This window comes from Pseudohongiella sp. (assembly GCF_011050365.1).
Lineage (GTDB): Bacteria > Pseudomonadota > Gammaproteobacteria > Pseudomonadales > Pseudohongiellaceae > Pseudohongiella.
In genome coordinates, this window is the sequence record NZ_DRFV01000008.1 from 363,136 (window position 1) to 378,804 (window position 15,669).

Annotated in this window: 13 protein-coding genes; 12 read left to right on the forward strand and 1 reads right to left on the reverse strand. The window is 56.6% G+C overall.

Annotation, left to right across the window (positions count from 1 at the left end; genetic code table 11):
* The first annotated feature begins 65 nt into the window (after nt 1–65).
* From ENH71_RS07520 to betA, 11 genes are all read left to right on the forward strand, one after another.
* Nucleotides 66–905 (forward strand): CvfB family protein, encoded by an 840-nt coding sequence (locus ENH71_RS07520; RefSeq protein WP_294135713.1) that lies wholly within the window; start codon nt 66–68, stop codon nt 903–905.
* A gap of 27 nt (nt 906–932) precedes the next feature.
* The gene (locus ENH71_RS07525) at nt 933–1,208 is read left to right on the forward strand and encodes an RNA-binding S4 domain-containing protein (protein WP_294135711.1); all 276 of its coding nucleotides are present in this window, start codon (nt 933–935) and stop codon (nt 1,206–1,208) included.
* Nucleotides 1,205–1,675: a YehS family protein gene (locus ENH71_RS07530; RefSeq protein WP_294135709.1), complete on the forward strand. Its 471-nt coding sequence runs from the start codon at nt 1,205–1,207 to the stop codon at nt 1,673–1,675. The genes ENH71_RS07525 and ENH71_RS07530 overlap by 4 nt, the downstream gene beginning before the upstream one ends.
* Before the next feature lie 10 nt (nt 1,676–1,685).
* Nucleotides 1,686–2,438: a M15 family metallopeptidase gene (locus tag ENH71_RS07535; RefSeq protein ID WP_294135706.1), complete on the forward strand. Its 753-nt coding sequence runs from the start codon at nt 1,686–1,688 to the stop codon at nt 2,436–2,438.
* 68 nt (nt 2,439–2,506) lie between these two features.
* The gene (locus tag ENH71_RS07540; RefSeq protein WP_294135703.1) at nt 2,507–3,832 is read left to right on the forward strand and encodes a ribonuclease J; all 1,326 of its coding nucleotides are present in this window, start codon (nt 2,507–2,509) and stop codon (nt 3,830–3,832) included.
* A gap of 43 nt (nt 3,833–3,875) precedes the next feature.
* Nucleotides 3,876–4,637, forward strand: coding sequence for a co-chaperone DjlA (gene djlA / locus ENH71_RS07545; protein WP_294135700.1), 762 nt, complete (start codon nt 3,876–3,878; stop codon nt 4,635–4,637).
* A gap of 96 nt (nt 4,638–4,733) precedes the next feature.
* Nucleotides 4,734–7,406, forward strand: coding sequence for a M14 metallopeptidase family protein (locus ENH71_RS07550; RefSeq protein WP_294135697.1), 2,673 nt, complete (start codon nt 4,734–4,736; stop codon nt 7,404–7,406).
* 124 nt (nt 7,407–7,530) lie between these two features.
* Nucleotides 7,531–8,727: an elongation factor P maturation arginine rhamnosyltransferase EarP gene (earP, locus tag ENH71_RS07555; protein ID WP_414704716.1), complete on the forward strand. Its 1,197-nt coding sequence runs from the start codon at nt 7,531–7,533 to the stop codon at nt 8,725–8,727.
* Nucleotides 8,728–8,757: 30 nt separating this feature from the next.
* Nucleotides 8,758–9,324 carry an elongation factor P gene (efp, locus tag ENH71_RS07560; RefSeq protein WP_294135691.1) on the forward strand — a complete coding sequence of 189 codons (567 nt, stop codon included), beginning with the start codon at nt 8,758–8,760 and terminating at the stop codon, nt 9,322–9,324.
* Between the two features lie 120 nt (nt 9,325–9,444).
* The gene (locus tag ENH71_RS07565; RefSeq protein ID WP_317622413.1) at nt 9,445–11,031 is read left to right on the forward strand and encodes a choline BCCT transporter BetT; all 1,587 of its coding nucleotides are present in this window, start codon (nt 9,445–9,447) and stop codon (nt 11,029–11,031) included.
* Complete coding sequence (gene betA, locus ENH71_RS07570; protein ID WP_294135688.1) at nt 11,028–12,725, forward strand: choline dehydrogenase; 1,698 nt, start codon at nt 11,028–11,030, stop codon at nt 12,723–12,725. Before ENH71_RS07565 ends, betA begins: the two co-directional genes overlap by 4 nt.
* A 100-nt stretch (nt 12,726–12,825) precedes the next feature.
* Here betA and ENH71_RS07575 read toward each other — a convergent pair whose 3' ends face one another.
* Nucleotides 12,826–13,050 (reverse strand): TIGR02450 family Trp-rich protein, encoded by a 225-nt coding sequence (locus tag ENH71_RS07575; RefSeq protein WP_294135685.1) that lies wholly within the window; start codon nt 13,048–13,050, stop codon nt 12,826–12,828.
* 335 nt (nt 13,051–13,385) lie between these two features.
* On the opposite strand from ENH71_RS07575, the gene katG reads away from it, so the two are divergent.
* The gene (gene katG / locus ENH71_RS07580) at nt 13,386–15,575 is read left to right on the forward strand and encodes a catalase/peroxidase HPI (protein ID WP_414704715.1); all 2,190 of its coding nucleotides are present in this window, start codon (nt 13,386–13,388) and stop codon (nt 15,573–15,575) included.
* The last annotated feature ends 94 nt before the right edge of the window (nt 15,576–15,669 follow it).

Here is a 15,669-nt window from a genome sequence, read left to right on the forward strand (position 1 = left end):
AAATGATCAAGGTTTGAGGGGCGATTCTCTGTATAATTGCCCAAATCTGATTATTCGAGTATGACATGTTGCAGCTAGGCAAGGTTTATACCTTACAAGTCGTTGAATTTGCCGATTTTGGCGTATATCTGGGAGCCGGAGAGGGGGAGCGTGTGTTGCTGCCCCGGCGCCATGTGCCGGCAGGTGCCGCTATTGGTGACGATCTTCGGGTGTTCGTATACCTGGACAGTGAAGACCGACCGGTGGCAACCACAAAAATGCCCAATGCCATGGTTGGGCAATTTGCCTACCTGCCGGTAGTGGATCGCAATGCCGTAGGCGCGTTTCTGGACTGGGGGCTGGAGAAAGACCTGCTGGTTCCGTTTATGGAGCAGCACCGGCCCATGGAAGAAGAACGCTCCTACCTTGTCTATATTTATGTCGACAAGGTGCACGGACGCATTGTGGCATCGTCAAAGATCGACAAATTCCTTGACGATGACAAACCGCATCGCTTCAATGCCGGGCAGGCTGTTGACCTGATTATCGCCAACAGTACTGATCTGGGCTTCAAGGCGATTATTAATCACCGCCACTGGGGTGTGCTGCACTCTGCCGACGTGTCACAGCGATTGAGTTTTGGCCAGAGCATCCGTGGTTATATCAAACATGTCCGTCCCGACGGGCGCATTGACCTGTCGCTGCGACCGGCGGTTGAGGTGTTGGATGAACAGGGTGCGGTGATTGTGGCGTACCTTGAAAAGCAGGATGGTTTTGCGCCGGTGCATGATAAATCGTCACCCGAAGAAATAGCCCGCCTGTTTCACATCAGTAAAGCGGCGTTCAAAAAAGCCATTGGTCGTTTGTACAAGCAGGGCGTGATAGAAATTCGGCCCGATGGCATTCAACTTTGCGCCCGGACGTGAACGAAAAACTCAACGAAGTGGAAAACTATGACCAGCAATACACCCGATAACCCGGACAGTCAGCAGTCGGCAACGAAGGCAGTGGATGTTGATGTCAACATCGTGCCTGTGGAGTTGTACAAGATTCTCAAATTCGAGGGCCTGGTCGGCAGCGGCGCTGAAGCCAAGTCTGTGGTCGCCGACGGCCTGGTGCGTGTCAACGGTGTTGTTGAGACCCGCAAGCGCAAGAAAATAGTTGCCGATGATGTCATTGAATTCGCCGGCCAACGCATGCGAATCGTATTCGCGGGAGCTGACGCATGATTAATAATGATGTGTTGCGACGGCTGCGTTACGCGTTTGACTACAGCGACCAACAGATGATGGATATTTTTGCCCAGGCTGAGTGCCAGGTGACGCGTGACCAGGTGTGCAACTGGCTGAAAGCGGAGGAGGATCCTGATTTCGTGTTCTGCGATGACACCACACTCGCTATCTTCCTCAACGGGCTGATCAATCACCTGCGTGGCAAAAAAGATGGCCCGCAACCTGAACCGGAGCAGCAGTTGAGCAACAACATGATTTTCATGAAATTGCGCATTGCCCTGAATCTGAAATCAGACGAGGTACTGGTCATGCTGGAAGATGTTGGTATGAGCCTGAGCCAGCATGAGCTGACAGCCCTGTTTCGGAAGCCCGGACATAAACATTATCGTGAATGCAAAGATCAGATCTTGCGAAATTTCCTCAAAGCGGTGCAGTTGAAATACCGTGGACAAAGTACTTCCTAGGAGTTCCGTGATGAACATCAGACCAGTATTGGGCGCCGCCGCGGCCATGTTGCTCACTCACTGCACGTCACTTGCTGTTGACCAGGGCCTGCCTGCAGGGTTCAGCAGTTTGGCGTTGGTCGATGATACGATTGAACTCGACATGCGGTACCTGGAAGCCAACAATTTTGTTGGCGAGCCAATTACCGGTTACCAGGCATCAGCCTGTGTGTTGACAACGAGCGCGGCCTCGGCACTGGCCGAGGTGCAAGCGCAAGCCAATCTGCAGGGCTATTCGCTCAAGGTCTATGATTGTTTTCGCCCGCAGCGCGCAGTTAACCATTTTGTCGCCTGGGCTGCAGATGCGGATGACAACAGGATGAAAGCCAGATTCTATCCGGATGTGCCCAAAAACGAGCTGTTTTCCCGAGGTTATATTGCCGAGCGCTCCGGGCATAGCCGGGGCAGCACCGTGGATCTGACGCTGGTGCCGCTGGGTTCCACGCAGCCCCTGGCTGACCCGATGGGTAACTACGATTGCCGGGGCGATCAGGCGCGACGTTTCCCGGACAATAGTCTCGACATGGGAACCGGGTACGACTGTTTTGACGCCCTGTCCCATACTGACAATCCCGACGTCGGCGCACAGGCGCTGGCCAACCGGCATCTGTTGCGGGAACTGATGAATGCTGCCGGCTTTGTGAATTATGATCAGGAGTGGTGGCACTACACGCTGCGCGAGGAGCCCTTTACGGACCAGTATTTTGATTTTCCTATTCAATAACTTGATAAAGGTCTGTTGTGTCAGCCACCCGTTTAACTAGCAGCCCGGGTCATAAGGATTTCTGGTTCGTGCCGCTGGGCGGGTGTGGCGAAATCGGTATGAACCTGAACCTTTATGGTCATGCCGGTCAATGGTTGATGGTGGACTGCGGGGTCACTTTTGAAAAAATCGATGACCAGCCCGCGTCCGGCAACCGGGTTGAAATGCCGGATCCGGTTTTTATTGCCAATCGCAGCGAAGCTTTGCTGGGTATTGTGGCAACTCACGCGCATGAAGATCACATCGGCGCCATTCCGCATTTGTGGGAGCAGTTCCGCTGTCCGATTTATACCACGCCGTTTACCCGACAGGTACTGCAGCGCAAGTTGCGGCAGGCCGGTGTTGACGCGCCGCTGGTCACCGTCCATCCGGGCGAAACGGTGGAACTGGGACCGTTCCGGTTACGCTGGTTACCGATAACGCATTCAACACCGGAAACCAATGCCTTGTTGATCAGCACTCCGGTTGCGCGAGTGCTGCATACAGCAGACTGGAAAATTGACGCGGCCCCGGTGGTGGGGGACGCCATTGATCCGGCACTGTTCCAGGCTGCAGGTCGGTCGCGCATTGATGCCATTGTGTGCGACTCGACCAATGCCACGCATGCCGGCAGTTCCGTGTCGGAGTCGGAACTGTTTGAGGATTTGCTGGCAACGGTCAGGGAGAGCGAAGGCAGAGTCGTAGTGGCATGTTTCGCGAGCAATATCGCCCGTCTGCAAACGCTGGGCAATGTTGCCCATCTGGCCGGACGGTATCTGGGTGTGATCGGGCGCTCGCTGCACAATATGACAGCCTGCGCCCGCGCCGCCGGTTACCTGCGGGAGAATTTTACTGTTGTGGACAATGCCGATCTGGGCTACCTGCAGCCGCAGGAGATGCTGCTGCTGGCAACGGGCAGTCAGGGTGAAATGGGTGCGGCACTGCACCGGTTGGCGATGGACAGCCATCGTGATGTGAATCTGGCCGCCGGTGATCACATCATCTTCAGCGCCAAAACCATTCCCGGCAATGAGGCCGATGTCGCGCGCCTGATTGCCGGTTTTGAAGCGCGTCATATCAAAGTGACACATGCCGATGCCAGTGACCGCTCCCTGCATGCTTCCGGCCACCCGTATGCCGACGAGCTGGCGCAAATGTATCAGTGGGTCAGGCCGCGAATCGCCATTCCCGTGCATGGCGAAGCCCGACACATGCGGTGTAATGCCGACATTGCGCAAGCCACGGGTGTGCCCATATGTTTACAGGGGCAAAATGGTGATGTCTTTGATATCGTCAATAACAGGGTACACAAGTCCGCGGTGCCGGTTGGCCGGCTGTGGTTTGATGAACGCCGCCGTCGGTTGGAAAAAGTCTGATTTTTATTAATGTCATGGCCATAATGGCCACAGGAGTTGCACTTTGTTTGCGGTATTGCTGGGTGGGTTTGTCGGATCCCTGATGGGGGGACCATTAGGATTGGTCGTTGGCGCTGTGGCCGGCTGGTTTTTGTCAGCGTACCTGAGAAAACAGGCTGTGGCGGGCCTGTCCAGAATTCAGTCCGGCTTTCTGGATTCCATGTTTGCGGTGATGGGTGCGCTGTGCAAGGCAGATGGCGTCGTTACCCCAAACGAAGTGCAGGCCGCAGAGGCGGTTTTCACACAAATGCGGCTGTCAGCTCAGCAACGTGAAATGGCGATTGCCGCATTTAATCGTGGCAAGGAAACAGGATTTGACCTGGATGCCGAACTGGCGCGCTTCCGCCAGATCAGTCGCGGCCATCCGGCCATGTTGCGCATGTTCCTGCAAATACAGATCAGTGCGGTGGCCGCCGACGGTCAGATTCATCCTGCCGAACACAAGATGCTGCTGCATATCGCCCGTGGTCTTGGTTTGCCTGAATCGCAGGTGGCGCAGCTGGAGGCGATGCTGCGCGGCGGGCAACGCGGCGGCAGTGGCCGCTCACCGGACCAGCAATTGGCCGACGCGTACCAGGTGCTGGGTGTCTCCGCCAGTATCAGTGATCCTGAGCTAAAGCGCGCCTATCGCAAGCTGATGAATGAGAACCATCCGGACAAACTGGCCAGTCAGGGCTTGCCGGACAGTATGCGCGAAATAGCTGAGCGCAAGACGCGCGATATCGCCAGCGCCTACGATCTGATTCGCGACGCCCGTCGGCAATAGGGGACAAATTCCGTATAGCCATCGTTGCCGCAAGTCGATATTCTGACCAATAACAATGCGATGAGCGGTAATCAACCAACAAAAACTGGTGCCACTATGAATACAGCCCGAAGCAATTCTTTCCGGAACTCAAACAAGTGCAATACGAATCTGGTCAACCAAGGCTCGCGTAAACCCTGGTCGGGTGTCTTTTGTGTGCTGGCAGTACTGGCCGGCCTGCAGATGCCGCTGGCCGGCGCGCAGAATCCGGCCGACGCGGAAGCGACCATGGCCTACTACCTGCCTGAGGGTGTGCAGTATGATCCGGCAATACCGACGCCGGAGCAGGTGCTGGGCACGGTACCGGGCGAATGGCATGTGCGTCACGATCAGTTGGTCAATTATATGTATGCCGTGGCCGAGGCGTCTGACCGGGTCAGCATAGAACGTTTTGGCAGCTCCTATGAGAACCGGCCCCTGGTGGTCCTGACCATTACCTCTCCGCAAAACCATGGCCGGATCGAAGAGATCCGCCAGCAACATCTGGCCCTGAGTGATCCCTCGCGAGCTGATGAGCTGATGACAGCTGATATGCCGGTGGTGTTGTACCAGGGTTACAGCGTTCATGGCAACGAACCCAGCGGTGCCAATGCTGCGCTGTTGTATGCGTATCATCTGGCTGCCGCACAGGGGCCGGACATTGAAAACGCATTGGCCAATGCCGTTGTTCTGCTGGATCCCTCCTTCAACCCGGATGGTCTTGACCGGTTCGCGCAATGGGCCAATAGCCGCCGCGCCATGACGCTGTCTACCGACCCGAATAACATGGAGCACAATGAGCCATGGCCGGGCGGGCGTACCAATCACTACTGGTTTGACCTGAACCGTGACTGGTTGCCGTTGCGGCATCCCGAGAGTCGTGCCCGGTTGTCCAACTTCCACCGCTGGCGCCCGAATGTACTGACCGATCATCATGAAATGGGATCGGATAACACATTTTTTTTCCAGCCGGGTATCCCGTCCCGCACCCACCCGATGACGCCCCAGCGCAATCAGGATCTGACCGAAGCCATCGCACAGTTTCACGCGCAGGCACTGGATGCAGATCAGCGGCTGTATTATGCGCGCGAAAGTTTTGACGACTTTTATTATGGTAAGGGCTCGACCTATCCGGATATCAATGGCGCGGTTGGCATTCTCTTTGAGCAGGCCAGTTCGCGCGGGCATGCCCGCGACACAGCACACGGCGTATTGCGTTTCCCGTTTACCATACAGAACCAGTTCCTGAGTTCACTGTCGACGCTGGAAGGCGCGCTGGCACTGCGTACCGAGCTGCTCGACTACCAGCGCGAGTTTTACCAGGAGGCGCTGGACATGGCGGACGCCGCTGACACCAAAGCCTATGTATTTGGTGATGCCGATGACAGCGGCAGTGCGTTCCGTATGGCCGAGATTCTGCGCCAGCACCAGATTGCGGTGCATGTGCTGGATGAGGATCTGCAAGTGGGCGAGCAGGCTTTCCAGCGCGGACAGGCATACGTTGTGCCCACCAATCAGGGACAGCATCGACTGATTGAATCCATCTTTGAGCGGCGCACCACCTTCCCCGATACACTCTTTTATGACGTGTCCACGTGGACTTTCCCTTACGCCTTCAACACACCCTTTGCAGAGCTTGGCAGCCGTCAGTTTGGTAGTGGCCTGCTCGGCGAGCGTGTTGAAGTCGGACAATTCCCGGCAGGCGAATACGTCGGTGGCAACAATGCCTACGCCTACCTGTTCGAATGGGATGAGTTTTATGCGTCGCGGGCGATGTACCGGTTGCTGGATGCAGGCATTCGCGCCAAAGTGGCCACTGAGCCGTTTACCGCAGTGACCGCTGACGGGCCGCGGGAGTTCGATTATGGCACCATTCTGGTTCCGGTAGGGCCGCAGGAGGTGTCAGCAGACGACATTCGCGCACTGATGCGTCAGGCCAGCGAAGAGGACGGCATGACCGTTTACGCAATGGAAACCGGCCTGTCATCTGCCGGCATAGACCTGGGCAGTCCGAGCTTCAGCAATCTGCGCCGACCCAGTATCGCTTTGATTGCCGGCGAGGGCACCCGGTCATCCGAGGTGGGTGAGGCATGGCATACCTTCGACCAGAAGTTCCGGATTCCGGTTACGCTGCTGACCCAGTCGCGTATGCGCCAGGCCGATCTCAATCAGTACAATGTGCTGATCATGGCCAGTGGCAGTTATTCGCAGGTGCAGACCGACAGGGTAAAGCAATGGGTCGAAGCAGGCGGCACCCTGATTGTCTATAAAACCGCACTGAACTGGGCAGCTGAGAACGAGCTTGCCAATATTACCCTGATCGACAATGCGGCGCAGGAAAGCGAAACCACCCGCGCCTATGCAGAGATGTCCAGGGATCGGGGCGAGCAGCTCATTGGTGGCAGTATATTCAACACCACGCTGGATCTGAGCCACCCGCTGGGTTACGGCTACAATTCACCGCTGCTGCGGGTCTTCCGTGACAGTACACTATTTATGGAACTGGCAGAAAACCCTTACGCTACGCCGCTGCAGTACACCAATGCGCCATTGGCCAGTGGTTATGTGTCACAGGAAAATATCGACAGAATGGCGGGCACCGCTGCGATTGTTGTCAGCGCACACGGTTCGGGCAGGGTGATTGCGATGACGGACAATCCAAACTTCCGTGCCTTCTGGTTCGGCACCACGCGGCTGTTTATGAACGCGGTATTCTTTGGTCACACTATCAGCGGCGGGGCATCCAACTGAGTCGGACTGCGTCATGTAAAATTTCACGTAGATCCGGCTGCGCTCGGTTGCGCCGGTCATGCCAGTGACAGAGCACTCAGCATCCGTCGTAGCGCCGGTGGTCACGGGCAATAACGCTACATGGATGATTTTTTGTACCGCTGTCGATAACTTCGGTGATATCGGCGTGTGCTGGCGTCTGGCGCGGCAACTGGTGCGCGAGCATGATCTGCCTGTGACTCTGTACATTGATGACTGGGACAAGGCGTTGTCGTTTCTGGGCAGGCAGGATGCCCGACTGCTGGCGGAAACCCGGGAGCAGGGCGTGCGATTGTGCCACTGGTGTGATGCGGTTGACTGGCAATCAGCGGTGTCAGGTGCGGCGCTGGTCATTGAAGCATTTGGCTGTACTTTGCCGGAGGGGGTCATTGCCGGGATGGCAGCTATGGGTGCAGTGAGCGCACCGCCGCGCTGGGTCAACCTGGAGTACCTGAGCGCGGAATCCTGGATTGAGGATTACCATGGTCAACTCTCGCTGCAAACCGTTACCCACCCTGATCTCCCGTCGGCAGCAACGACATTGTGCAAGACCTTCTTTTTTCCAGGCTTCACCAGCGGCACTGGCGGTTTGCTGCGCGAGCACGATTTGCTGGAGGCCCACAAAAGCTGGCAGGCAGACCAGGCCGGTACTCGAGCCGGGCTGTTACAGGCACTCGGGATAAACAAGGAGTGGCACGAGGATGCATTGCTGATTTCGTTGTTCGCCTATCCACGGCCACCGGGCAACGTTGCACTGAAAAGCTGGTTTGCGGCCATGGCCGAAGACAGTCAGCCCGTGCTGTGCCTGGTGCCGGTCGGCGCAGTGTTGGCTGACGTTGCTGACGCGTTGGGTCAGATGCAAATTCTCGCGGTTGGCGAGGTCGCGACGCTGGGTTCGTTGAGCGTGGCAGCGATACCATTCCTGCCACTGGATGATTACGATCGCCTGCTCAGTGTGTGTGACCTGAACCTGGTGCGGGGCGAAGATTCCTTTGTGCGTGCCCAGTGGGCGGGCAGGCCTCTGATTTGGCATATTTATCCGCAGCAGGATGACGCGCATCTGGTGAAACTGGATGCCTTTCTGGCACGCTATGGCGAAGACTCATGGTCGGCCCGCAGCGCCGACAAGCTGGTCCGGTTCAACCGGTTCTGGAATCTTGATGCAGACTGCGGAAAATTGTGGCATGATCTGCGCCCGCAACTCCCGGACCTGACCTATAGGGCCCGGAACTGGCAGCAAAAACTGGCTGAATTGCCTGATCTGGCAAGCAGTCTGATGCAGTTCTACCGTAACCGGCCATAGCCGTTACCCTATTATATTGAGTACTCATTCATGAAAATCGCACAAGAAATCCGTGCCGGTCAGGTCATCATGGTCGGCGGTTCGCCCTGGAAAGTGCAAAAGACAGAGTTCAACAAGTCAGGCCGCAACTCTGCCGTTTGCAAGATGAAACTCAAGAATCTGCTTAATGGTGTCGCGACCGAAACCGTTTTTAAAGCGGATGACAAACTGGAGAACGTGGTGCTGGAGCAAAAGGAAGTGACCTATTCCTATTTTGCCGACCCCATGTACGTGTTTGTTGATACGGACTATGAGCAGATCGAAATTGAAAAAGAAGACCTGGAAAACGTCATCGACTACATCGAAGACGGCATGGACGATATCTGCCAGGCGGTATTCTACAATGGCAAGGTAATCTCCATTGACCTGCCCAACTCGATTGTGCGCGAAATCGCCTACACCGAACCGTCCGCACGTGGCGACACCTCCGGTAAAGTGATGAAAACCGCACGCCTGAACAGTGGCTACGAGTTGTCGGTATCGTCGTTCTGCGAAATCGGCGATTACGTCGAAATCGATACCCGTACCGGTGAGTACAAGTCTCGCGTCAAACGCTGACGTTAGCCGCAACAACACACCTGCCCAACAGCCGGTGCGCACCGCCAGGGTTCGCATCGGTTGACTTCACTGTCTGAGCTGCCTTTAATAGCTCCTCCCTAACGTCCGGAGGAGTCTGTTTTGACTGATTCACCAGGTCAGCAACCACGTCCGCAAGACCGTGCCGATGATCAGGCGGCCAGCCGCGTTAATCCGGTAGTGATGGCCGGCTCTGCCGCCGGGATTCTGCTGTTCGCGCTGTGGGCGCTGTTGTTCTCCGGGCAGGCCATCAGTGTTATTGACACTGTGCTGGGCCAGGTCTCACGCAGTTTTGGCTGGTTCTACTTTCTCGCGGTACTGACCTACCTGCTGTTTGTTATTGCCATTGCCGTGTCACGCTTTGGTGATATCAGGCTGGGGCCGGACGGGTCCACACCCGAATTTCCGCTATTGAGCTGGGCGGCCATGCTGTTCGCCGCTGGCATCGGTATTGATCTGCTGTTCTTCAGTGTGTCCGAGCCCCTGTTCCACTTTCTGATGCCACTGGATCTGACACCAGGCAGCATTGAGGCGGCACGACACGCCATGGAGCTGACATTTCTGCACTGGGGTCTGTCAGGGTGGGGGGTTTACACTCTGGTTGGCATGTCGTTGGCTTTCTTCTGTTACCGGCGCGGCTTGCCGCTGACCATCCGCTCTGCCCTGTATCCCGTTTTCGGCAAGCACATCAATGGCGTGGCCGGGCATACGGTCGATATTGCCGCGGTGCTGGGCACGGTATTTGGCATCGCTACCAGTCTGGGTATTGGTATTATTCAGCTCAACTTTGGCCTTAATTACATGTTTGGTCTGCCCGAAGGACTGGTGGTGCAGACCTCACTGGCGGTGCTGATCGTGCTTTTCTCTGCCATCTCTGCGGTCACCGGTGTTGACCGTGGCATCCGCCGCCTGTCGGAATTCAATATGGCACTGGCATTGTTGCTGCTGCTGTTCGTCCTGTTCAGTGGCAAGACGATTTTCCTGCTCAATGTGATGGTGACCAATGTGGGTGACTATCTGTCCGATTTTTTCCAGCTATCAACCGATACCTACGCTTTCGACCGGCCGGCAGACTGGCTCAATGCCTGGACGGTATTCTTCTGGGCCTGGTGGATTGCCTGGGGGCCGTTTGTGGGCCTGTTCCTGGCACGCATCTCCCGCGGCCGCACCATCCGCGAATTCGTCGCGGGTACGTTGATCCTGCCGTTATGTTTCATGATGGTATGGATGTCAGTGATCGGCAACAGCGCCATTGATCTGGCGATGACCGGGGCTGCCGGCAGCGAGTTTGCCGAACAGGCGATCGACCACCCGGGCTCATCGATTTATCTGTTTATGGAAACTCTGCCCTGGTCGTCAGTGACCACGGTCGTGGTCAGCATCCTGGCCATCGTGTTTTTTATCACCTCGGGTGATTCCGGTTCGCTGGTATTGTCCAATCTCACCGTAAAACATCCGGTCATTGATGGCCGCGGTCTGGCAGGCAAAGTGCGACAACCCGACCCGGCGTCATGGTTGCGAATATTCTGGGCGGTTGTCATTGGCGTGCTGACCCTGTCGTTATTGTTGGCCGATGGTTTGACAACGCTGCAGGGCGCAGTTGTTATCATGGGGCTGCCTTTTGCCTTCGTGCTGTTCCTGATGATGTTATCCCTCTACAAAGCTTTAAAGCAGGAAGTCTCCAAATGAGTGAAACAGAATTCGAGCGTAGCGCCGATTATGTCATTGTCGGCGCCGGTTCCGCGGGATGTGTGTTAGCTGAACGGCTCAGTGCCGATGGCAAGCACGATGTATTGGTGCTGGAGTTTGGCGGCATGGACAATTCCCTGTTTATTCAGATGCCGACTGCATTGTCCATACCCATGAGCAGCCCGAAGTACGACTGGGGCCTGCACACGCAGGCCGAACCCGGCCTCGGTGGGCGCTCGGTGCACCAGGCACGAGGCAAGGTCATTGGCGGTTCGTCCTCGATCAACGGCATGGTTTATGTTCGCGGCAATGCCGGCGACTTTGAGCAATGGCGGGAACAAGGCGCTGAGGGCTGGGGATACGCCGATGTACTGCCCTATTTTCAGCGCGCGGAAGATTGTCTGTATGGCGCTGACGCCTACCGTGGCAGTGAGGGGCCAGTTGGCATATGTAATGGCAATGACATGCAAAACCCCCTGTACCGGGTTTTTATCGAAGCAGGGCGCGAGACCGGTTACGGTGTGAGCGAAGATTACAATGGCTATCGCCAGGAAGGCTTCTGTCGCATGGACATGACCGTGCGTGGAGGCGTGCGTTGCTCTACTGCCAATGCCTACCTCAAGCCTGCGTTGGACCGGTCCAATCTGACGTTACAAACACATGCGCTGACCACACGTATTCTGATGGAGGGCAAGCGCGCGGTGGGTGTGGAGTACCGCTATCATGGCCAGGTGGTGAAAGTGAGGGCGCGGCGTGAAGTCATTCTGTGTGCCAGCGCGTTTAATTCACCCAAGCTACTGATGCTGTCCGGCATTGGTCCGAAAGCACATTTGCAGGATATGGGCATTGAAGTGGTGCACGATCTGCCGGGCGTCGGTCAGAACCTGCAGGATCACCTTGAGGTCTGGGTACAGCACGCAAGTCGCAAACCCGGTACGCTGAACGGTTGGCTGAATCCGTTGGGCAAAATGCTCATAGGTGTGCGTTGGTTATTGTTCAAAACCGGCCTGGGCGCCACCAATCATTTTGAGTCCAACGCCTATATCCGCAGCCGTGCGGGGTTGCAATACCCGGATCTGCAATACCATTTCCTGGCTGGCGCCATCGCTTATGATGGGTCGAGCGCGCTGAAAGGGCACGGGTTTCAGGTTCACCTGGGCGCCAATAAGCCGTTGAGCCGCGGCCGTATACAACTGTCATCAGGTGATCCGGAAGCACCGCCGGATATACTGTTCAACTATCTTAGTGAGGAAGCGGATAAGCAGGCGTATCGTGACGGCCTGCGCCTGACCCGAGAAATTTTTGCGCAGGCTGCATTTGATGCCTATCGCGGCGAAGAAGTATCACCTGGTCCGTCGGTGCAGACAGATGAAGAGATTGATGCCTGGGTGGCGACGTCGGCAGCGACCGCCTACCACCCCTGTGGCAGTTGTCGCATGGGCAGTGATGCGCTGGCGGTGGTGGACGTGCAGTGTCGTGTGCATGGCGTGGCAAATTTGCGGGTGGTGGACTCGTCCGTCATGCCCACGCTGACTAACGGCAATATTAATGCCCCCACCATCATGATTGGCGAGAAGGCGGCTGACCATATTCTGGGCAAACCGCTGTTGCCCGCCAGTACGGCAGCGTCATGGCAGGCGCCGGACTGGCAGCATCGGCAGCGCGAATCAGCGGCCAGGCGGCTCGCGCCGTAGCGCCCCTGGTGACGCCATAAAACGGGTGACTGCCACAGCGTATAACCACCCCTCTTTACGGGTCATCCGGCCATAAAGCGTGCCGGGCAGTGGACCGGCGCTAGCGCCAGCCCTGCAGCCAGGTATTGGCGTCCTGCAGCTCACGCCAGGGAATCTGCATTTTACGGCCCGTATATACTGCCTCAATCTCAATGAATTTTATGGGCGCCTGCGGGTCATGTTCGTCCAGTATCAGCTGCGTTACCATAAAATGTTTCTCTTTATGGATGGGGCGCGCGGCGGTCCATTTGCTGTGCAGCAGGACTTTGGGGTTCAGTTTGACCATGGCTTGATGGTGGCCCTGTTGAGAGTGCGTGATGGTTGTTGGGTGTTGGTGACTATTGGGCAGTATAGAGCAAAGATCAGGCAAATTATCGCCATCGTGATGGCATGTAGGTGACGTGGTAACCAGAGTCGGCAGATAAATGCACACGTATTTTCTTTGCTTTTGTTACCAATTGCCTGGGTTTCAGGGCATACATTCATTTTTCGCATCGATATCATAGCTTCTTTAAATTAAAACTAATTTTATATTCGTTTTACTATATTGGTCGGCATAACGATCAATACCCAAAAAGGAAAACTATAATGCGAAAACACTCACTCTCTCTTGCAATAGCGATGGCCGCCGCCGTATCGACGGCTGCCCTGACCACCCCTGTATTCGCGCAGGACGGCCCGCCCACCAATGAGTATTGGTGGCCTGATCAACTGAGTCTTGAGCCGCTGCGTTATAACGACGCTCGTGCAAACCCGCTGGGCGCAGATTTTGACTATGCAGAAGCCTTTGCCAGCGTAGATCTGGATGAACTGAAGGCCGACCTGGAAGAGCTGATGACCACCTCCCAGGATTGGTGGCCGGCAGACTACGGCCATTATGGTCCGTTCTTCATCCGTATGGCCTGGCACAGTGCCGGTACCTATCGCATCACCGATGGTCGCGGTGGCGCTGACGGTGGCATGCAGCGCTTTGCCCCGCTCAACAGCTGGCCTGACAATGCCAACCTGGACAAGGCACAGCGGCTGCTGTGGCCTCTGAAGGCAAAATATGGCAACAGTGTATCGTGGGCGGATCTGATGGTGCTCGCCGGCACGGTTGCCATGGACTCCATGGGTTTTGAGACTTACGGTTTCGCCGGTGGTCGCGTCGATGCCTGGCAACCTGAAGAAGTGAACTGGGGCCCTGAAGGTGAATGGCTGGCGGATAACCGTCGCACGGCTGATGGTGATCTCTCCGGACCGATGGGCGCAAGCCAAATGGGTCTGATTTACGTTAACCCGGAAGGCCCGGGTGGGAATCCTGATCCGTTGGCAGCGGCAGAAGAAATTCGTCGCACCTTTGGCCGTATGGCGATGAACGATGAAGAGACTGTGGCCCTGATCGCGGGCGGGCACACCTTCGGCAAGGCGCACGGTGCTGCGCGCCCCGACGGCAATGTTGGTCCTGAGCCGGCTGCCGCCGGTATCGAAGAGCAGGGTCTGGGCTGGCAGAACAGTTATGGCAGCGGCAATGGTGCGGATACCATTACCAGCGGCCTGGAAGGTGCCTGGACGGTGAATCCTGCTGCCTGGACGCACAACTATCTGGAAAACCTGTACGGCTATGAATGGGTGCAGACCCGAAGCCCGGCAGGGGCTCTTCAGTGGATTCCCGCCGATGGTGAAGCATCCAACCTGGTGCCGGATGCTCACGATCCGTCCAAACGCCATGCGCCGATCATGTTCACTACCGACCTGGCACTGAAAGAGGATCCGGCCTATCGCGAGATCACCATGCGCTGGTTGGAAAATCCGGAACAGTTTGAAGTGGCCTTTGCCAAAGCCTGGTTCAAGTTGACCCACCGTGACATGGGGCCAGCCACACGTTACCTGGGTAACCTGGCGCCACAGGAAGACATGATCTGGCAGGATCCGGTGCCTGAAGTCGACCACACGCTGGTCAATGACGCAGACGTCGCAGCCCTTAAGGCGGACATTCTGGCGACCGGCCTGTCAACCGGCGAACTGATCAGAACCGCATGGGCCTCGGCCGCAACCTACCGCGGTACCGATATGCGTGGTGGTGCCAATGGCGCCCGTATTCGTCTTGCACCCCAAAACCAGTGGGCAGTTAATCAGCCTGATGAGCTGGCAGGGGTACTGGAGACGCTGGAAGGCGTACAGCGCGAGTTCAACAACAGTCAATCGGGCGACAAGCGGGTATCGCTGGCCGACCTGATTGTGCTGGGTGGCGCCGCTGCCATTGAGCAGGCGGCCGAACGCGCCGGACACGACGTAGAGGTGCCGTTTGTTGCCGGTCGCACTGACGCGACAGCAGAGCAGACTGATGCAGACTCTTTCGCACCGCTGGAGCCGACAGCTGATGGCTTCCGCAACTACATTGCAGATGGTCATCCGCGCTCGCCGACTGAAGCCCTGATTGAGCGCGCTGCACTGCTGGGTCTCACCGTTCCGGAAATGACGGTGCTGGTGGGTGGCATGCGTGTACTGGACGCCAATGTGGGTGGTCTTGGCCACGGGGTGTTTACCGATCAGAGCGGTACCCTGAGCAATGACTATTTTGTGAACCTGGTTGACATGTCAACGGTGTGGTCGAAGTCTGATGCTTCTGAGGGCATCTACGAAGGCCGCAATCGTGACACCGGCGACCTGATGTGGACAGCTACGCCAGTGGACCTGATCTTTGGTTCCAATTCCGAGTTGCGTGCGGTGGCCGAAGTTTATGCCATCGACGGAGCCGAGGAGAAATTCGTGGGCGACTTTATCGACGCCTGGACCAAGGTGATGACGCTTGACCGCTTCGATATCTGATCGTAGGGTCTGAGGTAACAAAAACGGCGACGCTAACCACGTCGCCGTTTTTGTTTCTGGCGATGCTGATGTGGTCCGATATTGATTGGCCACC